Genomic DNA, 18331 nt, shown 5'->3' on the forward strand with positions numbered 1-18331 from the left:
CAGCACTTAGTCAGTGGTACAGCTTTAATATCAAATAATTATGCATGCCATAACGGACCACGGCACAGTGTAGATTAGCCCCTATCTCCCTCATAACCCTCAAGAAAGATCACAGCAAACAGAGCTATCCCTCATACCTGCTTCGTAAAGCGCGGAAAGCGGCTCAGGTTTTCGCCAAATAAACCTGTACAGGTTTCGATTTTTTGTATAACTTAGCAAACAAATCATCGCTCACCTGACAATAACGGAGTCTTCGAATGCAACAGACGGCACAAAAGGCTGGTATCAACAGCACAATCTCTGCATATTTTGCTCGCGCAGCTCTGCCTTCGCAACAGGAAACGCTGGGCTCGGTGGTCGTAGAAGTCCTGCGTTCAGGGCGCACTCTGAACCGTAAAGCTATCTGTATGCGCCTGTTAACACGTATCGATAAAGCATCTTCGCCTGAAGAAGAACAGCATCTCCAGGAATTGATTAAGCTTCTTTTTTGCGAGTAACGCTCTGTTTCTGAGCAGATTTTGTAGCCGGATACAGACAAGACTGCCGGCCTGAAAATCTTATTCAGAGAAAAACATGAAAGAGAATTATGAAAGATTGCGGGACATCCTTATCGGTAAAACAGTCCTCGGTCTCCTGAGTGAAAAATTGCCCGTCTCGTGGCATGCCGTGCTTGAAAAACTTGAAGCCACGCTAAATTCCGGGCTGGACAGTGAAAAAACGCACGCGGCCATGCTGGCTATAAAAGAAGTTAAAGAAGAGATGCGCCGCCGCGAGCCCGGTCATGCCGGACATTTGGTCAATATCCCTGCGGCAAATGATAGCGACGACACGACCCAACATTAACTACGATTGCCGAAAGCGACAGCCTGAGTGGGTACAGCAGCTGGCATAAACAACACTATCAGACAGGTAATGCAATGATGCAGCAAAACAGTGTAGAAGCGATCCCGGTCCTGGCCCACCAGCTGCAAAATATCGATGAAAGATATGAGGATGAAAAGTTAGCCTTCAGTGAAGCCACAAGGGCTATACTGGCCGCGTCAGGCAACGTGTCTCGCAAATCGATTCTTTTCTATTTTGTTAGCGAATTAGAGAACACGACTGATGTTGTAAGAATAGACGTTCTGCGTAACTGTCTGGAGTTGCTTTTAGGCCTGAGTAAAACTGTCGAGTGACAACTCTGTTGCAGGTGTCCTCTGCACCACGCCCTGTCCTTTCAGTGCATTTTCCGCATAAGCATTTTGATAACTTCCTGACAGCTACCGCGGGTTTCAGGATTATCTGTCTCCTCACTGAGGTGATAAAGAGCTTCAGCAAGCTCGTGCGGTTGCAAAATTTTATCAGGCGTCAGCAGCTGTTTTACAGCCTTACCGACGAAATTAAATATCTCTTCTGAAGTACCGGATTCATGTTTTTTCAATACGCCCCCTTTTAGTGGATATATACACAGTACAGCATCTCCTTCCCGCTGTCTGCAAATGCGGCCAGTCACGCTTCAATCCGCATTTATAATCAAAAACCTTTAACCGTTGTTTCTTGCGCATAGCGACCTCCTGCTGACCAGAATGTAGCCAATAATCATCTGTTTCTAATGTTTCAGAGGATTATCCGGGCATTTTCCCTCTGAGCGACTACAGTCAGGGGTGAGGTTTTCATCAATCGTTCAAATGGAGGAATTACCGTGTTTTTTCAAGACGACGAGAAAGGCCACGTCATTATTGGCGAAGCGGCACTGCACCTGGCGCTGGCTCAAAAAGAGATTACCGTTATGTCTCTTATCGCCGAGCTTGGACGCATGGCTGTAGATCACAGCGGTGACGCGCGTTTGCTTGAGCTTTCTGAAGCCCGGAACTGGCTAAGAACGTTCATCACGCCGGGTATCACCAGGCAGCCTGTGCCGTACCTGCAGAATTTTGTAAGCCTGAACGAAGACAAGAACTAACGCCAGTGGACGTAGTCCGGCTCTGGCCGGAAAACGATAGCGAAAGATGACCTCACAGGTCGCGCGAAAGCGTGTACCGGCCGGAGATATTGTCAGGGAGGACACCATCCCGGTACTCAGTTTCATACGGATATATCCTCAGTACTCTCTCACCAGAACCCTGAAGATACGCTTTTATTGTTATACAGAAGCGTGCCTCCTGCTATCCCTGCTTCGTGCCCGGCCTTTTGATGGGCTCGTTTGCGCGCCTGTTAATGTATAAAAAGTGTGTACAGAAGCCTTTCGGGTTAAAATAAGATGCGGCACAACAATGCGCTAACCGCATATAATCAGTTAACAGCACAACAAAAACCCGGCACTTTTTAGCTAACGGCCAGGCAGTTTTTCAGAAAAACAATTCAGTACCCGTGGTAAATCGGGCCTTTAATTTTATCGGAAGCAAATAATGAGCGAAGAACAACGACTCCCGCAGGGCGAAATGGTGCTGCGAACGCTGGCGATGCCTGCGGATACCAACGCCAACGGCGATATCTTTGGCGGCTGGCTAATGTCGCAAATGGATATGGGCGGCGCGATTCTGGCGAAAGAGATTGCCAATGGCCGCGTGGTGACCGTCAGAGTGGACGGCATGACCTTTTTGAAACCGGTGGCGGTTGGCGACGTGGTGAGCTGTCATGCCCGCTGTATCCGAACCGGCAGCAGCTCTATTACCATTAATGTTGAAGTATGGATTAAGAAAGTCTCTTCCGAGCCGATTGGTCAGCGCTACTGTACGACCGAAGCGGTCTTTATCTATGTGGCCGTGGACGGCGAAGGTAAAGCCCGCCCGCTTCCGGCTGATAAAAGCCATTTTAGCGAAGCGTAACCTTCACCGGCGCGCTGAAAGATCGGTCTTCAGCGCGCTGGCGTGAGCTTTACTCAATGCTTGAACCACCATTAATTTTAAAAACGATGTTCATGGTTTGGTCTTTGCCAGGTTTGCCTGGCTCATATCGCCATTTCCGCACAGCTTCTTTTATTGTACGTTCAAACATATTGCGCGGCTGAGCTTCGATAATACGCAGATTATCAATCTGACCGGAAGCATCGACATCAAACTTGATACGCACATGGCCCTCAATCCGTAAAGCAGAAGCTCGCGGTGGGTAGATCGGCTTATCTACTCTTAACGCTTTTGGCCCGCTTGCAACGGCAGTAGAAGCAGAAGGCGCATTAGAGGTCTTTGGCGCGGTAGAGGGTTTGGTTGCCGTTGCCGTTTTGTCGTTATTCAACGGCGCGGCCTGGCGCGGCTCTTCACGCGGTTTCACCTCTTTTTTATGCTTCACCACCTCTTTCTTTGGCTTTGGCCTGGGCTTGGGCTTGGGAACAGGTTTGGGGATCGGCACCGGCTCCGCTTTTGGCGGCTCTGGCTCTGGCACAGGTTCCGGTTCCGGCTCGGGTTCCGCTACCGGCTGGGGAGTAGGCTGAGGCGCTGGCTGGGGTTCAGGCTGCACTTCAGGCGCGACCAGAGAGACGCTGATGGGCTGAGACGCTTTCGGTACGGGCACCACCTGATGAAATGAAGCATAGAGTATCCCGCCTATCACCACGGCGTGCAGCCCCAGGGAAAAAAGCGTCGGCAGTGAAATACGGCGTGGAAAAGAAGTTTCGGTCAGCGTCGTCATAATCTTTCTGCGATAAAAGTTGAAGCGTAAGTGTAAATGCAAATAGCAATCAGTTTCAACAACTCGCCTCATTTCCGGCGCGATTTTGTCAGAAAAGGTGTTGGCTGCCGTCGCCTGGTTCGCTTCGTCATCTTTCGTTTGCAGAATAGCGAACGATGACTTAACGTGAAGTCCACTTTTACCGACACCGACAGGAGTTAACGTGCTCTACGTAATTTATGCGGAAGATAATGCAGATTCACTGGAAAAGCGTCAAGCCGTACGCCCTGCTCACCTGGCGCGCCTGCAGCTGCTGCAGGATGAAGGACGCCTGATTATTGCCGGGCCGATGCCGGCCGTTGACAGCAATGAACCTGGCGCGGCGGGTTTTTCCGGATCGACCATTATTGCTGAGTTTACCTCCCTGGAAGAGGCGCAGTCTTGGGCGCAGGACGATCCCTACGTTGCCGCAGGCGTTTACAAGCAGGTTGCCGTTAAGCCTTTCAAGAAAACGTTTTAACCCTTACTACCAGATGACTAAATGAAAATTGGCTATCTTTTTCCCGCTGCGGTCGGGATAGCTGGCGCGGTGCTGCTGGTCTGGTTTATCGCCAGCGGCGCATGGATGCCGGGCGCATAAATACCGGCAACGGGCCAGAAATGGAAAACCCGCCGACCGGCGGGTTCAGGCTGCTGCCTCCCTGAAGCGACGGGAGCCTGCACGTTGTTAACAACAAAAACCCGCTAACCGGCGGGTTTGTTGTTTCAGACCAGCTGGGTGATAAACAGAATAGAACGCCGCTGCTGCTGGCTCAGCTGATGGCGAATAGCATGCATGCGGCCATAGCGTCTGGACTGGCCTTCCAGCCAGCGTGCCCGGCGGCGCTGAATCTGGCGCGACATCCGCCAGCGTGCGACTTCATTTCTACTCCGTCTCATTTCACCCTCTGTGCTAACAAAAACTCGCGCCGCATTATAAAGATTTTTGCCGTCAGGCCAAGTCCGATCGCTTAAGGAAAAGGTTTCGTCCGCCGCCATCTGCACGTAAACTCCTGTAATCAGAGGTGAACGGGACTTCCACTTTTATGACGACTTTTTATACTTTTGTCAGCTGGCTGCTGGTTTTTGGTTACTGGCTGCTGATTGCCGGCGTGACGCTACGCGTTCTGATGAAGCGGCGGACGGTGCCTTCTGCGATGGCCTGGCTGCTGGTCATCTATATTCTGCCGCTGGTGGGCATTGTGGCCTATCTCTCTTTCGGCGAGCTGCATCTGGGAAAGCGACGTGCCGAGCGCGCACGTACCATGTGGCCTTCTACCGCCAAATGGCTTAACGATTTGAAGTCGTGCCACTCTATTTTTGCCCGGGACAACAGCGACGTGGCCCGCTCTCTGTTTCAACTTTGTGAAAACCGTCAGGGCATCGCGGGCGTTAAGGGCAATCAGCTACAGCTGCTGACCTCGACGGACGATACCATGCAGGCGCTGATCCGCGATATCCAGCTCGCCCGCCACAATATTGAGATGGTTTTTTATATCTGGCAGCCCGGTGGCATGGCGGATGAAGTGGCGGAAACGCTGATGGCGGCGGCGCGGCGCGGCGTTCACTGTCGCCTGATGCTCGATTCTGCGGGCAGCGTGCAGTTCTTCCGTAGTCCCTGGCCCGCGATGATGCGCAATGCCGGTATCGACGTGGTTGAATCGCTGAAGGTTAGCCTGCTGCGCGTTTTTCTGCGCCGCATGGATTTGCGTCAGCATCGTAAAGTGGTACTGATTGATAACTATATTGCCTATACCGGCAGCATGAATCTGGTCGATCCGCGCTACTTTAAGCAGGATGCGGGCGTGGGCCAGTGGATCGATCTGATGGCGCGTATGGAAGGCCCGGTCGCCACCACGATGGGCATTATTTACTCCTGCGACTGGGAAATTGAGACCGGGAAACGCATTTTACCGCCGCCGCCCGACGGTACGATTATGCCTTTTGAACAAGAAAGCGGCCATACGATTCAGGTCATTGCTTCCGGGCCCGGCTTCCCGGAGGATTTGATCCACCAGGCGTTGCTGACGGCGGTCTATTCAGCCCGCGAACAGCTGATTATGACCACGCCCTACTTTGTACCGAGCGACGATCTGCTGCACGCTATCTGCACCGCCGCCCAGCGTGGCGTTGAGGTCAGTATTATCGTGCCCAAACATAACGATTCGCTGCTGGTGGACTGGGCGAGCCGCTCCTTTTTCGCTGAGTTACTGGAGGCAGGCGTCAGAATTTATCAGTTTGAAGATGGTTTGCTGCATACTAAAAGCGTGCTGGTCGACGGGCAGCTTAGCCTGGTCGGCACGGTCAACCTGGATATGCGCAGCCTGTGGCTAAATTTTGAGATTACCCTGGTGATTGATGACGATGGTTTCGGTAGCGATCTGGCCAGGGTCCAGGACGACTATATCGCCCGTTCGCAGCTGCTTGACGCCAAACGCTGGCTGCAGCGCGCTTACTGGCAGCGAATTGTTGAACGACTGTTTTACTTCTTTAGTCCGTTGTTGTAAAACGGGCGGAATTGCACAGCGCCCTGAGGGCATTATGGGAAACTTTATGGATTTGAATAACCGCCTTACCGAAGATGAAACGCTGGAACAGGCTTATGATATTTTCCTTGAGCTGGCGGGCGATAACCTCGATCCGGCCGATATCATCCTGTTCAATCTTCAGTTTGAAGAGCGTGGCGGCGCAGAGCTACACGACCCGGCTGAAGACTGGGCCGAGCACGTGGATTTCGATCTCAACCCGGACTTTTTTGCCGAAGTGGTTATTGGCCTGGGCGAGAGCGAAGAAGATCCGGTCACCGACATTTTTGCTCGCGTGCTGCTGTGCCGCGAAAAAGACCACAAGCTTTGCCATATCCTGTGGCGTGAGTAACCGTAAACCGCAGCCAGACGCTGCGGTTTAACCCTCTTATAACGGATCTACCTTCAGACAAGAAACCGCATGACGGAAACTGCCTTCCAGCAGCGGCCTTGTCACGGCACACTCCGGCCCCGCTATCGGACAGCGCGTGCGGAAAACGCAGCCTGACGGCGGATTGATTGGCGACGGTAGCTCTCCTTCCAGCAGCTGAATGACCTTGTTTTTTTCCAGATCGGGATCGGGGATCGGCACGGCGGACATCAGCGCGCGCGTGTAGGGATGCTGTGGATTCTGATACACCTCGTCATAGGTGCCCAGCTCCACCGCATGGCCCAGATACATCACCAGAACGCGATCCGAAATATGCTTAACTACCGCCAGGTCGTGCGCGATAAAAATAAGGGAAAGCCCCATTTCCCGCTGTAGCTGCTGCAAAAGGTTGACGACCTGCGCCTGAATGGAAACGTCCAGCGCGGAAACCGGCTCGTCACAGATAATCAGCTTTGGCTCCAGGATCAGCGCGCGGGCGATGCCGATACGCTGGCACTGGCCGCCAGAAAACTCGTGCGGATAGCGGTTGATCAGATTCGGCAACAGCCCCACCTTCATCATCATCGTCCTGACCCGCTCTTTGACCTCCTGCCGCGCCATTCGGGGATGATAGGTACGCAGCGGCTCGGCAATAATATCGCCGATGGTCATCCGGGGATTCAGCGAGGCCAGCGGATCCTGAAAAATCATCTGGATATCGCTGCGCGCCTTGCGCCACTCCTCCTCGCTCTGCCCCAACAGATCGCGGCCAAGCCAGGCGACGCGGCCCGCCGTGGCGTTAACCAGGCCAATGATAGCGCGCGCCAGCGTCGACTTTCCGCAGCCGGATTCGCCTACCACGCCCAGCGTTTCACCTTCATAAAGGCGCAGGCTGACGCCATCCACGGCCTTCAGCGTCTTAGGCGGCTGCCAGAACCACTGCTTGCCGTCTTTAATCGAAAAGTGGACTTTAAGATCGGCTATTTCCAGCAGCACTCTTTTTTCAGCTACAGCGTTCATACCAGCTCCTCCGCAGGTTTAAAACAGGCGCGCAGGCGGCTTTCGCCAAAAGGCGTCAGTGGCGGCATGGTGGCGCAAACTTCCATCGCATGAGGACAGCGAGGCTGGAACGGACAGCCTTTTGGCAGCCGCAACAGGTTAGGCGGATTACCGGGGATAGTCGTCAAGGTTTCGCCCTGCGCATCCAGACGCGGAACGGCATTCAGCAGGCCAATCGAATAAGGATGCGTAGGCTGATAAAAGATATCGCGCGCTTTGCCATACTCCATCGTTCTGCCTGCATACATCACCAGCACCCGATCGCAGATCCCCGCTACCACGCCAAGATCGTGCGTGATCATTATGATTGCGGTGTTGAATTCTCTTTTCAGGTCGTTAAGCAGCGTCATAATTTGCGCCTGCACGGTAACGTCCAGCGCGGTAGTGGGTTCATCGGCAATCAGCAGCTTAGGCCGGCAGAGCAGCGCCATCGCAATCATTACGCGCTGCCGCATACCGCCAGAGAACTCGTGCGGATACATTTTCATGCGCTTGCGGGCCTCCGGCATTTTTACCGCATCCAGCATGCGTACCGACTCTTCAAACGCCTGCGCGCTGCTCATGCCCTTATGCAGCTGCAGCACTTCCATCAGCTGTTCGCCAACGCGCATATAGGGATTGAGCGAGGTCATCGGATCCTGAAAAATCATGGCAATCTGTTCAGCACGCAGCCGGTTTAGCTTTTTTTCCGGCAGGTTGAGGATCTCTGAACCATTGAAGCTGGCCGAGCCGCCGATACGGCCGTTGCTGGCCAACAGGCCCATCAGCGCAAAGGCCGTTTGCGATTTACCGGAACCGGACTCGCCAACGATGCCTAAGGTTTCACCTGCCCGCAGGTCAAAATTCAGATCGTTAACGGCGGTAACGTCGCCATCAGGCGTGGCAAAGGTAACGCGTAAATCTTTTACCGACAGCAGCAGCTCGCCCGTTTGTTGCGCCATTGCAGGCCTGAGTTGGGTCACGTTCATCGGGAAACTCCTTAGCGGTCTTTCGGATCGAGGGCATCACGCAGGCCATCGCCGATAAAGTTGAAACAAAACAGCGTAACCACTAAAAAACCGGCCGGAAACAGCAGCAGCCACGGCGACACTTCCATTGAGTTTGCGCCATCGCTGAGCAATGCGCCCCAGCTACTGAGTGGCTCTTGCGTACCCAAACCTAAAAAGCTCAGGAAAGATTCAAACAGGATCATGCTCGGCACCAGCAGCGAGGCGTAAACCACCACCACGCCGAGCACGTTCGGCACGATATGGCGCAGCACGATGCTGGCAGTAGAAACGCCGCCAACGTGGGCTGCTTCGATAAACTCTTTGCGCTTGAGGCTTAGCGTCTGGCCGCGCACGATACGCGCCATATCCAGCCAGGAAACCAGGCCGATTGCAACAAAGATCAGCAGAATATTACGGCCAAAAAAGGTCACCAGCAGAATGACAAAGAACATAAACGGGAAGGAGTTAAGGATCTCCAGCAGGCGCATCATCACCGAATCGGTTTTGCCGCCAAGATAGCCCGCCAGCGAGCCATAGAGCGTGCCTACCAGCACCGCTACCAGCGCGGAGGCGATGCCGACCATCAGCGAGATGCGACCGCCAATCGCGACGCGAACCAGCAAATCACGGCCGGACGAGTCCGTACCAAAATAGTGCTTCGAGGCGATATCGGGCGCGCTCGACATCATTCCCCAGTCGGTATCGTCATAGGTAAACGAAGAGAGCATGGGCGCAAAAACCACAAATAGCGCAATCAACACCAGCACGGTCAGGCTGGCCAGCGCCGCGCGGTTATGGATAAAACGGCGGCGCGCATCCTGCCACAGGCTACGCCCTTCCACCTCCAGCTGTTCGCTAAAGGCATCAAGAGCGGCGCTGTTTTTCTTAGTTAACATCACAAGCTCCTAGTAGCGAATTTTCGGATCGATGACCGCATAAAGTACGTCAACAATCGCGTTAAAAAGAATGGTCAGCACGCCCACCAGAATGGTCAGGCTGAGCACCAGCGAATAGTCGCGGTTCAGGGCACCGTTAACAAACAGCTGTCCAATACCCGGCAGACCATAGATGGTTTCGATAACCATAGAGCCGGTAATGATGCCCACAAAAGCTGGCCCCAGATAGGAGAGCACCGGCAGCATCGCCGGCTTCAGCGCGTGGCGCAAAATAATGCGACGCATCGGCAGGCCTTTTGCCCGGGCCGTCCGGATAAAGTTGGTATGCAGTATCTCGATCATCGAGCCGCGGGTAATGCGCGCAATGCTGGCGATATAGGCCAGCGACAGCGCGACCATCGGTAGGATCATGTACTGAATCGCCCCGCCGTTCCAGCCGCCGCCTGGTAGCCATTTCAGCACGATGGCGAAGATAAGTACCAGCAGTGGTGCCACCACAAAGCTGGGTATCACCACGCCCGTCATCGCGACACCCATTACCAGGAAATCCCATTTGCTGTTCTGCTTCAGTGCGGCAATCACTCCCGCCGTCACGCCCAGCACAATCGCCAGAATAAACGCCGCCAGGCCCAGTTTTGCCGAGACCGGAAAGGCATGGCCGACCAGATAGTTAACCGAATAATCTTTATATTTAAACGAAGGCCCAAAATCCCCGTGCGCCAGCTGGCTCAGATAGCTCAGGTACTGTTTCCAGATGGGATCGTTCAGATGGTATTTGGCCTCAATATTCGCCATCACTTCCGGCGATAACGTGCGCTCACCGGTGAAAGGACTGCCCGGTGCCAGACGCATCATAAAAAAGGAGATAGTAATAAGGATAAGTAGCGTCGGAATCGCTTCCAGGAAACGACGAAAAATAAATTTTAACATTGCCCGTACCTGCTGGCCTGTGCTTCAGCACTGCTTAAAAGAATCGCGTGGGGAAAGGCAACCCTTTCCCCAACCAATTAATGCTTGATGATATAAATGTCTTTATCGTAGAGGTAGTTCAACGGATCTTTGCCGGTGTAACCGCCTACATAAGGTTTCACCAGGCGCGTGTTGGCATAGTAGAAGACCGGCGCAATAACCGAATCTTTGTCCAGTTGCTGTTCAGCCTGGGTGTAGGCGGCGCTGCGCGCTTTCTCATCGCTGGCTGTTGCCGCCGTCGCCATAAATTTGTCAAATGCGGCTGATTTATAGTGCGAGGTGTTATTGCTGCTGTTAGAGAGCATGGTGTTCAAAAACGAGGTCGGTTCGTTGTAGTCCGCACACCATGCCGCGCGCGCGACATCAAAGTTGCCCTGATGACGAGTATCCAGGAACGTTTTCCACTCCTGGTTATTCAGCTTGATATTCACGCCGAGATTTTTCTTCCAGATTGACGTAGCGGCAATGGCCAGCTTTTTATGCAGATCGGAAGTGTTGTATAGCAGCTCAAAAGTTAGCGGCTTGTCCGCCGTATAGCCCGCTTCGGCCAGCAGCTTTTTCGCCTCTTCGTTACGTTTTTCCTGCGACCAGTTCACCCAGTCCGGCTTGACCAGCTCTGCGCCGTCGATGGCGGGTGGCGTATAGCTCCACGCGGGCTGTTGGCCCTGCGCCAGCACTTTATTGACCATGATGTCGCGATCCAGACCCAGCTTCAGCGCGGTGCGCACGCGAGGATCGTTGAAAGGCGCTTTCTGGTTATTGATTTCATAATAATAGGTGCAGAGGTAAGGATCGACGTGCAGCTCTTTAGGGTTATCTTTTTGCAGCTTTTTAAATAACTCAATCGGCAAATTGGTATAGGTCATGTCGCTGCCGCCGCTGAAATAGCGGTTAACGTCGTTAACTTCTGAAGGGATAGGCAGGAAGGTTACCTTCTCCAGTTTGGTGTTGGCGTTATCCCAGTACTGCGGGTTGCGAACCAGCACGATGCGTTCATTAATAATATGTTCCTGCAGTTTGAAAGCGCCGTTGCCTACCCAGTTACCCGGCTGCGTCCATTTTTCACCAAACTTATCAATGGCAGGTTTATAAACTGGCGACATTGAAGGGTGAATTAACAGCTTATAGAAATAAGGAACGGATTCGCTTAGCGTAACCTGCAGCGTATGCGCATCCAGCGCTTTCACGCCCAGCTGGTCAGGCTTTTTCTTACCGGCGATAATGTCGTCGATATTTTCCAGATGGCCGTACTGCAAATAGCTGGCGTAAGGCGAAGCGGTTTTCGGATCGGCCAGACGCTCCCAGCTATACACAAAGTCCTGAGCCGTTACAGGCTCGCCGTTGGACCATTTGGCGTTAGCGCGCAGATGGAAAGTCCAGACCTTGCCGTCTTTGTTTTCCCAGCTCTCCGCTACGCCAGGGATAGGGTGACCGTTCGGATCGTTAATCAGCAATCCTTCCAGCAAATCGTAGCTGACGGCGGATTCCGGCACGCCTTCAATTTTATGCGGATCCAGCGACTGGACTTCGTCGCCGTTGCCTTTAGTCAGCTCCTGCTTCGCCGCCAGCTGCACGCCAGCCGGGACCGTTGCTGCCGTAGCCAGATTGGCCGCCAGCGCGCCGATGACGGCCAGCGCCAGCAGGCTCTTCTTGGTGATGTTGGTCATTTTGCTACTCCAGTTTTTTATTATTACTGAAACGCTTTGGGCGTTTCGGTTTGCCGGGTTTGCTGCTCGTGGCGCGGAACGAAGACGTCACGACGTGTTTTTATTTCCCCTGGCTGCTATCATCCTTTTACTTATTACCTTCCTTTCTAATCAATGCTTTATAATGTAATAGTCCTTCACGTTTGGCTGATCCTGCGGGTCTTTACCGCTAAAGCCGCCAACCCAGGGCTTTACCAGCCTGGCGCTGACGCGGTAATAAACCGGCACGATGGCGGAATCACGATCGAGTTGTTGCTCGGCCTGCTGGTAAAGTGCAGCGCGCTCTGCGGCATCCGCTGCAAAAAGAGTTTTGGCCAGCAGACGGTCAAAGGCTTCGCTCTTGTAGAAAGCGGTGTTGTTAGATGAGCGGCTTTGCATTGTGTTTAAAAAGCTGGAAGGCTCGTTGTAGTCGGCACACCAGGTGGCGCGGGCTACGTCAAAGTTGCCCTGATGGCGCGTATCAAGCATGGTTTTCCATTCCTGGTTATCCAGCGTGACCTTTGCGCCCAGGTTTTTTTGCCACATGGACGCGGCGGCAATCGCCTGGCGTTTATTCAGGTCAGAAGTGTTATAAAGCAGCGAGAAACGCAAGGGTTTTTCTTGGCTATAGCCCGCCTCAGCCAGCAGCTTTCTGGCCTGTTCGTTACGCTGCTGCTGCGTTAGCTGCATCCACGCGGGCTGCTGCAACCGGGCACCATCAATAAAGGGTGGCGTAAAGCCACCAGCGGGGATCTGTCCCTGCCCCATAATTTTGTTGGCGATAATGTCGCGGTCCAGCGTGAGTTTCACCGCCGTGCGCACGCGCGCATCGTCAAAAGGCGGACGCCTGTTATTCAGCTCATAATAAAACGTGCACAAAAGTGGACTGACGCGAACCTGCGTCCCCAGCGTTTTCTTTAACGTGGGAAAAAGGTCGGGCGGCAGCGCGCTGTTGGTGATATCGATTTCGCCGCTACGATAACGGGCTACGTCCGTAGATTCGGAGGTGATGGGCAAGAAAATGGCCGTTTCAATCGCGGTATGCGCGTTATCCCAATAGCGAGGGTTACGCTTCAGCACGATCTTTTCATTGATAACCCAGTCGCTGAGCGTATAGGCGCCGTTGCTGACGTAGTGTTCCGGCTGCGTCCATTTGTCGCCCCACTTTTCCACGGCTTGCCGGTTAACCGGCTTTAACGCGGCATTGGTAGCCAGCGCAATGAACCAGGGAACAGGTTCGCTGAGCGTAACCTGAAAATGGGTATCATCAAGAGCCTTAACGCCTAAACTTTCGACGGGTTTTTTACCTGCCAGAATTTCATCGACGTTTTCGATATGGGCATACTGTAAATAGCTGGCATAAGGGGATGCGGTTGCCGGGTCGGCCAGCCGCCGCCAGCTGTAAACAAAATCTCCTGCCGTGACCGGCTCACCGTTACTCCAGGTCGCCTTACGCAGGGTAAACGTCCAGGTTTTATACTGCTGATTGCTCCAGCTCTCCGCCATGCCCGGTACGCTATGGCCTTGATTATCTGTGTTTACTAACCCTTCCAGCAGATTACTGACAATGTTGCTTTCCGGTACGCCTTCAATCTTTTGCGGATCCAGCGTAGAGACTTCGCTACCGTTATTAATGGTGATTTTTTGTTGTGCGGCCAGCGCAATCCCTTCAGGCGGAGTTGCAGCGTTGGCCAGCGACACAGAGGTTATACAGGCCAGTGCCAGATTATGCAGTTTTTTCATTAATCAGTGATTACCTCTGTGGAGCTCTGGCCGATTGTCGAAGCGCGTTTAAAATGCATTGCACATCCGATGCCAGGTTTGCTCAGTGCAGAAAAACCTAACAGAAGGCGACTTCATGCTCCACAGCAAAATGATGGAAATGTTAACCATTTCTCTTTTATGGCGTTAAAAATTTCCCGCAGCGCACTTCTTTTTCGGCAGAAAATAAAATTAAATTATTGATTTAATTACAAAAATAAGAAAACCATGGTTGCAGAAATGTTTTAACAAAGTTAAATGAAGATAAAACCGCAAATCTCGTCGTGACGGCGATTTTCTGGTCATATACGCTATTATCGCTTCAGTAGTTAGTTTTAACTGCTGATAAGAAACCAGTATGGCAGCACATTGGCATGTTATTTAAATAACATTTACTGCTTACCTTTTGATAAAACACGCTTTTGCAGTAATTACATTAATATGGGGCGGCTTCTGTTAAGCCAAACGAATAATTGCACCTTACTGGTGCAATTAACGTTTGAGAAGGATCATTTTGGTGCGCAATTTTGTTTCAGCCGCGAAAAAACCGCAGATTATCTGCTTTAAACCTCATTTTTCAGCAAGCTTTCAGGTGACCAGTCCGGGAAATAAGGCTCTGAGGCCCGTCACGACAAACTCAATCCCTAAGGCCATTAACAGCAGCCCCATGATACGGGTTATCACGTTGATACCCGTTTGTCCTAATGCCCTGACCATTAATGGTGCAGCCCGAAACAACAGCCAGCAGCATAAAGAAAACAGCGCGATCGCTACGCTAAAGCCTAACAAATTTTGCCAGCTGTGATAGCGAGTGCTCCAGACGATGGTAGAACTGATTGCGCCCGGCCCCGCCATAAGCGGCAGCGCCAGCGGCACGACGCCCACGCTTTCGCGTATCGCCGTTTCTGATTTCTCCTGCTTGTTTTGCTTATCCTCTCCCAGCTTGCCGCTGATCATCGACATGGCAATGGTCACAACCAGAATGCCGCCGGCGATGCGAAATGAATCGATAGAGATCCCAAAGATATGCAGGATGGCATCGCCTAAAAACAGCGCGGTCCAGAGAATAATGGCCACGGAAAGATTGGCCGTCAGATTGGTTTTGTTGCGGGCAACCGGGAGCTGATAGCTGGTCATACTGATAAATACCGGGATAATGCCCACCGGATTGACCAACGCAAAAAGCCCGACGAAAAATTTAATATAGCCTGACAGATCGAGGATGGCTGGATTCACGCTTTTCTCCTGAACAGCAATACAATATTCACTACAGTTAATTTAGCATCAGCGCACGCAGACTTTGCAGAATCAACCCTGTCCCCCGGATATTCAGGCTAATAAAACCAGAATAATCAGAGTATTAAACTACTAATCTACTGTATTCCATGTCGTTCTACCATAAACAGAATTGCAAGATTGCCGTACCGCGTTAGCTGAAAGGTGTCAGCATGGATAAATATTGACCTGCATCAAAATCTCTGGCGCGTACCGTGCGTATATTGGGGGCAATAGAGGGATCTCACGCGGCGACGGTTTCCTTCTGTCACCGCCATGAATAACAGACTCTATTAGTAAACTTTCAGAACTTGCAGGCCATAAAGCAAGCGCATTGAGCAAATAATAAGCACACCTTGTCTATAATTGTTTGTTCTGGCTCGTTTACTAACAGAGTTTAACTTTCATCAGGAGAGCATTATGGCCGTTACCAATGTTGCCGAGCTTAACGCACTGGTTGAACGCGTAAAAAAAGCCCAACGCGAATATGCAAACTTTACCCAGGAGCAGGTCGATAAAATCTTCCGTGCGGCCGCATTAGCCGCCGCCGACGCCCGTATCCCGCTGGCGAAAATGGCCGTTGCCGAATCCGGCATGGGTATTGTGGAAGATAAAGTGATTAAAAATCATTTTGCCTCAGAGTATATTTACAACGCTTATAAAGATGAAAAAACCTGCGGCATACTGGCTACCGACGATACGTTTGGTACCATAACTATCGCAGAGCCTACCGGTCTGATTTGCGGGATTGTCCCGACCACTAACCCCACTTCTACAGCTATTTTCAAAGCGCTCATTAGCCTGAAAACGCGTAACGGCATTATCTTCTCTCCTCACCCACGCGCTAAAGACGCCACCAATAAAGCAGCCGATATCGTACTGCAGGCCGCTATTGCCGCCGGTGCGCCAAAAGATATTATCGGCTGGATCGATATGCCTTCTGTCGAACTGTCCAATCAGCTGATGCACCATCCTGATATCAATCTCATTCTGGCAACCGGCGGCCCTGGCATGGTGAAAGCCGCCTACAGCTCCGGTAAACCGGCGATTGGCGTGGGCGCGGGTAATACCCCTGTTGTTATCGATGAAACGGCTGATATCAAGCGCGCGGTCGCGTCTATCCTGATGTCAAAAACCTTTGATAACGGCGTTATTTGCGCTTCTGAACAGTCCGTCATTGTAGTGGATTCCGTTTACGATGCGGTACGCGAACGCTTTGCCAGCCACGGCGGCTATCTGCTGCAGGGCAAAGATCTGAAAGCCGTGCAGGATATCATTCTGAAAAACGGCGGGCTGAACGCCGCTATCGTCGGCCAACCGGCGGTTAAAATTGCCGAAATGGCCGGTATTAACGTTCCGGACAACACCAAGATTCTGATTGGCGAAGTAAAACTGGTGGATGAAACCGAGCCTTTCGCCCATGAAAAGCTCTCTCCTACTCTGGCGATGTATCGCGCGAAAGATTTCGAAGAGGCGGTCAGCAAAGCGGAAAAACTGGTGGCGATGGGCGGTATTGGCCATACCTCGTGCCTGTATACCGATCAGGATAACGAGCGTGAACGCATCAATTTCTTCGGCGACAGAATGAAAACGGCGCGTATTCTGATTAATACTCCGGCTTCGCAAGGCGGCATTGGCGATCTGTATAACTTTAAGCTGGCTCCTTCACTGACGCTGGGCTGCGGCTCGTGGGGCGGTAACTCCATTTCTGAAAACGTCGGACCTAAACACCTGATCAATAAGAAAACCGTGGCTAAGCGAGCAGAAAATATGTTGTGGCATAAACTTCCCAGGTCTATCTACTTCCGTCGCGGCTCTCTGCCCATCGCGCTGGAAGAAGTGGCCACCGACGGTGCCAAACGCGCCTTTATCGTTACCGACCGCTATCTGTTTAATAACGGCTATGCGGATCAGGTCGTGTCAGTGCTGAAGTCCCATGGCCTTGAAACCGAGATTTTCTTTGAGGTCGAAGCGGATCCGACGCTGAGCATTGTCCGCAAGGGCGCAGAGCAGATGAACTCCTTTAAGCCGGACGTCATTATTGCACTGGGCGGCGGTTCCCCTATGGACGCAGCGAAAATCATGTGGGTGATGTATGAACATCCAGAAACCCATTTTGAAGAGCTGGCGCTGCGCTTTATGGATATTCGCAAACGTATCTATAAATTCCCGAAAATGGGCGTGAAGGCGAAAATGATTGCCATCACTACCACGTCCGGTACAGGTTCTGAAGTCACACCGTTTGCCGTGGTGACCGATGACGCCACCGGTCAGAAATATCCGCTGGCGGACTATGCGCTCACGCCGGATATGGCGATTGTTGACGCCAACCTGGTAATGAATATGCCAAGGTCGCTATGTGCTTTCGGTGGGCTGGATGCCGTAACGCACGCGCTGGAAGCTTACGTTTCCGTGCTGGCCAACGAATATTCTGACGGCCAGGCGCTACAGGCGTTAAAACTGCTGCAGGAAAACCTGCCGACCAGCTATCACGAGGGGGCAAAAAATCCGGTTGCGCGCGAGCGTGTGCATAATGCCGCTACCATCGCCGGTATCGCTTTTGCCAACGCCTTCCTGGGCGTATGTCACTCTATGGCGCACAAACTCGGTTCTGAATTCCATATTCCGCACGGCCTGGCGAACGCGCTGCTGATTAGCAACGTTATTCGCTACAACGCCAACGATAATCCGACCAAGCAAACGGCGTTCAGCCAGTATGACCGTCCGCAGGCCCGCCGCCGCTATGCTGAAATTGCCGACCATCTGGCTTTAAGCGCGCCGGGCGACCGTACCGCACAGAAAATTGAAAAACTGCTGCTGTGGCTGGAAGGAATGAAGACCGAACTGGGTATTCCAAAATCAATCCGCGAAGCGGGCGTACAGGAAGCCGATTTCCTGGCGAAGGTTGATAAACTGGCGGAAGATGCCTTTGACGACCAGTGTACCGGAGCCAACCCACGTTATCCGCTAATTGCTGAGCTGAAACAGATTATGCTGGATACCTTCTACGGTCGTGAATACGTTGAGCCATTTACGTCTGTTGCCGAAGCGGTAGCCGCACAGCCGATTGACCGTAAGAAAATGAAAAAGGCATAAGCTTTTCGTCTGAACACTAAAAGTAAATAAATGATAACGCCCTGTGAGCACTATGCGGACAGGGCGTTTTTTATTAAGAAAA

At 52.3% G+C, this 18331-nt stretch carries 20 protein-coding genes; 10 read left to right on the forward strand and 10 right to left on the reverse strand.

The genetic code is table 11. The features are described from left to right. Positions 1-257: 257 nt before the first annotated feature. From ycgZ to KUE00_RS10075, 3 genes are all read left to right on the forward strand, one after another. The gene (gene ycgZ, locus KUE00_RS10065; protein ID WP_246759699.1) at positions 258-497 is read left to right on the forward strand and encodes a regulatory protein YcgZ; all 240 of its coding nucleotides are present in this window, start codon (positions 258-260) and stop codon (positions 495-497) included. A gap of 76 nt (positions 498-573) precedes the next feature. Beyond that, positions 574-843, forward strand: coding sequence for a hypothetical protein (locus KUE00_RS10070; RefSeq protein WP_246759700.1), 270 nt, complete (start codon positions 574-576; stop codon positions 841-843). A 74-nt stretch (positions 844-917) separates the two neighbouring features. After that, positions 918-1175: a biofilm development regulator YmgB/AriR family protein gene (locus KUE00_RS10075; RefSeq protein WP_246759702.1), complete on the forward strand. Its 258-nt coding sequence runs from the start codon at positions 918-920 to the stop codon at positions 1173-1175. 41 nt (positions 1176-1216) lie between these two features. Here KUE00_RS10075 and KUE00_RS10080 read toward each other — a convergent pair whose 3' ends face one another. Then, complete coding sequence (locus KUE00_RS10080; protein ID WP_246759703.1) at positions 1217-1420, reverse strand: hypothetical protein; 204 nt, start codon at positions 1418-1420, stop codon at positions 1217-1219. A 261-nt stretch (positions 1421-1681) separates the two neighbouring features. On the opposite strand from KUE00_RS10080, the gene KUE00_RS10085 reads away from it, so the two are divergent. Both KUE00_RS10085 and yciA read left to right on the forward strand, forming a co-directional pair. Next, entirely contained in the window at positions 1682-1942 is a 261-nt protein-coding gene (locus KUE00_RS10085; protein WP_246759704.1) for a hypothetical protein, read from the forward strand. A 445-nt stretch (positions 1943-2387) separates the two neighbouring features. Then, a complete protein-coding gene (gene yciA / locus KUE00_RS10090; RefSeq protein WP_246759705.1) occupies positions 2388-2807 on the forward strand; it encodes an acyl-CoA thioester hydrolase YciA in 420 nt (139 codons plus the stop codon). 49 nt (positions 2808-2856) lie between these two features. Here the strand turns inward: yciA and tonB are convergent, their stop codons facing one another. Further along, complete coding sequence (tonB, locus tag KUE00_RS10095) at positions 2857-3606, reverse strand: TonB system transport protein TonB (RefSeq protein WP_246759706.1); 750 nt, start codon at positions 3604-3606, stop codon at positions 2857-2859. A 202-nt stretch (positions 3607-3808) separates the two neighbouring features. Here tonB and KUE00_RS10100 point away from each other — a divergent pair, with 202 nt between their 5' ends. Together KUE00_RS10100 and KUE00_RS10105 are read left to right on the forward strand one after the other, a co-directional pair. Continuing rightward, positions 3809-4105: a YciI family protein gene (locus KUE00_RS10100; protein WP_246759708.1), complete on the forward strand. Its 297-nt coding sequence runs from the start codon at positions 3809-3811 to the stop codon at positions 4103-4105. 21 nt (positions 4106-4126) lie between these two features. Beyond that, positions 4127-4225, forward strand: a complete 99-nt coding sequence (locus KUE00_RS10105) for a YoaK family small membrane protein (RefSeq protein WP_246759709.1) — start codon at positions 4127-4129, stop codon at positions 4223-4225. A gap of 125 nt (positions 4226-4350) precedes the next feature. Here KUE00_RS10105 and KUE00_RS10110 read toward each other — a convergent pair whose 3' ends face one another. Continuing rightward, the gene (locus KUE00_RS10110; protein WP_125287735.1) at positions 4351-4524 is read right to left on the reverse strand and encodes a YciY family protein; all 174 of its coding nucleotides are present in this window, start codon (positions 4522-4524) and stop codon (positions 4351-4353) included. Positions 4525-4670: 146 nt separating this feature from the next. Here KUE00_RS10110 and cls point away from each other — a divergent pair, with 146 nt between their 5' ends. Both cls and KUE00_RS10120 read left to right on the forward strand, forming a co-directional pair. Beyond that, a complete protein-coding gene (gene cls / locus KUE00_RS10115) occupies positions 4671-6131 on the forward strand; it encodes a cardiolipin synthase (protein WP_246759710.1) in 1461 nt (486 codons plus the stop codon). A 46-nt stretch (positions 6132-6177) separates the two neighbouring features. Continuing rightward, a complete protein-coding gene (locus KUE00_RS10120) occupies positions 6178-6501 on the forward strand; it encodes an HI1450 family dsDNA-mimic protein (protein WP_246759711.1) in 324 nt (107 codons plus the stop codon). 36 nt (positions 6502-6537) lie between these two features. Here the strand turns inward: KUE00_RS10120 and oppF are convergent, their stop codons facing one another. The 7 genes from oppF to KUE00_RS10155 form a co-directional block, all read right to left on the reverse strand. Beyond that, complete coding sequence (gene oppF, locus KUE00_RS10125) at positions 6538-7539, reverse strand: murein tripeptide/oligopeptide ABC transporter ATP binding protein OppF (protein WP_246759712.1); 1002 nt, start codon at positions 7537-7539, stop codon at positions 6538-6540. Then, positions 7536-8546, reverse strand: a complete 1011-nt coding sequence (gene oppD / locus KUE00_RS10130; RefSeq protein WP_246759713.1) for an ABC transporter ATP-binding protein — start codon at positions 8544-8546, stop codon at positions 7536-7538. The genes oppF and oppD overlap by 4 nt, the downstream gene beginning before the upstream one ends. 11 nt (positions 8547-8557) lie before the next feature. Beyond that, on the reverse strand, positions 8558-9466 hold the full coding sequence (gene oppC, locus KUE00_RS10135) for an oligopeptide ABC transporter permease OppC (protein ID WP_246759715.1): 909 nt from the start codon (positions 9464-9466) through the stop codon (positions 8558-8560). A 6-nt stretch (positions 9467-9472) separates the two neighbouring features. Further along, complete coding sequence (oppB, locus tag KUE00_RS10140) at positions 9473-10393, reverse strand: oligopeptide ABC transporter permease OppB (RefSeq protein WP_246759716.1); 921 nt, start codon at positions 10391-10393, stop codon at positions 9473-9475. Positions 10394-10470: 77 nt separating this feature from the next. Continuing rightward, a complete protein-coding gene (gene oppA / locus KUE00_RS10145) occupies positions 10471-12099 on the reverse strand; it encodes an oligopeptide ABC transporter substrate-binding protein OppA (protein ID WP_246759717.1) in 1629 nt (542 codons plus the stop codon). Between the two features lie 150 nt (positions 12100-12249). After that, positions 12250-13860 carry an ABC transporter substrate-binding protein gene (locus KUE00_RS10150; protein WP_246759718.1) on the reverse strand — a complete coding sequence of 537 codons (1611 nt, stop codon included), beginning with the start codon at positions 13858-13860 and terminating at the stop codon, positions 12250-12252. A 606-nt stretch (positions 13861-14466) separates the two neighbouring features. Next, a complete protein-coding gene (locus tag KUE00_RS10155; RefSeq protein ID WP_246759720.1) occupies positions 14467-15114 on the reverse strand; it encodes a YchE family NAAT transporter in 648 nt (215 codons plus the stop codon). Between the two features lie 459 nt (positions 15115-15573). On the opposite strand from KUE00_RS10155, the gene adhE reads away from it, so the two are divergent. Then, positions 15574-18249 carry a bifunctional acetaldehyde-CoA/alcohol dehydrogenase gene (gene adhE / locus KUE00_RS10160; RefSeq protein ID WP_246759721.1) on the forward strand — a complete coding sequence of 892 codons (2676 nt, stop codon included), beginning with the start codon at positions 15574-15576 and terminating at the stop codon, positions 18247-18249. The last annotated feature ends 82 nt before the right edge of the window (positions 18250-18331 follow it).

The sequence above is a fragment of the Erwinia phyllosphaerae genome, assembly GCF_019132875.1.
Lineage (GTDB): Bacteria > Pseudomonadota > Gammaproteobacteria > Enterobacterales > Enterobacteriaceae > Erwinia > Erwinia phyllosphaerae.

Excerpts from the sequence above, each read along its gene's own strand:
- KUE00_RS10150 (WP_246759718.1), bottom strand. The coding sequence starts at position 13,860 with ATGAAAAAACTGCATAATCTGGCACTGGCCTGTATAACCTCTGTGTCG.
- cls (WP_246759710.1), top strand. The coding sequence starts at position 4,671 with ATGACGACTTTTTATACTTTTGTCAGCTGGCTGCTGGTTTTTGGTTAC.
- KUE00_RS10105 (WP_246759709.1), top strand. The coding sequence starts at position 4,127 with ATGAAAATTGGCTATCTTTTTCCCGCTGCGGTCGGGATAGCTGGCGCG.
- KUE00_RS10110 (WP_125287735.1), bottom strand. The coding sequence starts at position 4,524 with ATGAGACGGAGTAGAAATGAAGTCGCACGCTGGCGGATGTCGCGCCAG.
- KUE00_RS10075 (WP_246759702.1), top strand. The coding sequence starts at position 918 with ATGATGCAGCAAAACAGTGTAGAAGCGATCCCGGTCCTGGCCCACCAG.
- KUE00_RS10070 (WP_246759700.1), top strand. The coding sequence starts at position 574 with ATGAAAGAGAATTATGAAAGATTGCGGGACATCCTTATCGGTAAAACA.
- oppA (WP_246759717.1), bottom strand. The coding sequence starts at position 12,099 with ATGACCAACATCACCAAGAAGAGCCTGCTGGCGCTGGCCGTCATCGGC.
- yciA (WP_246759705.1), top strand. The coding sequence starts at position 2,388 with ATGAGCGAAGAACAACGACTCCCGCAGGGCGAAATGGTGCTGCGAACG.
- adhE (WP_246759721.1), top strand. The coding sequence starts at position 15,574 with ATGGCCGTTACCAATGTTGCCGAGCTTAACGCACTGGTTGAACGCGTA.
- oppB (WP_246759716.1), bottom strand. The coding sequence starts at position 10,393 with ATGTTAAAATTTATTTTTCGTCGTTTCCTGGAAGCGATTCCGACGCTA.
- KUE00_RS10120 (WP_246759711.1), top strand. The coding sequence starts at position 6,178 with ATGGATTTGAATAACCGCCTTACCGAAGATGAAACGCTGGAACAGGCT.
- tonB (WP_246759706.1), bottom strand. The coding sequence starts at position 3,606 with ATGACGACGCTGACCGAAACTTCTTTTCCACGCCGTATTTCACTGCCG.
- ycgZ (WP_246759699.1), top strand. The coding sequence starts at position 258 with ATGCAACAGACGGCACAAAAGGCTGGTATCAACAGCACAATCTCTGCA.
- oppD (WP_246759713.1), bottom strand. The coding sequence starts at position 8,546 with ATGAACGTGACCCAACTCAGGCCTGCAATGGCGCAACAAACGGGCGAG.
- oppF (WP_246759712.1), bottom strand. The coding sequence starts at position 7,539 with ATGAACGCTGTAGCTGAAAAAAGAGTGCTGCTGGAAATAGCCGATCTT.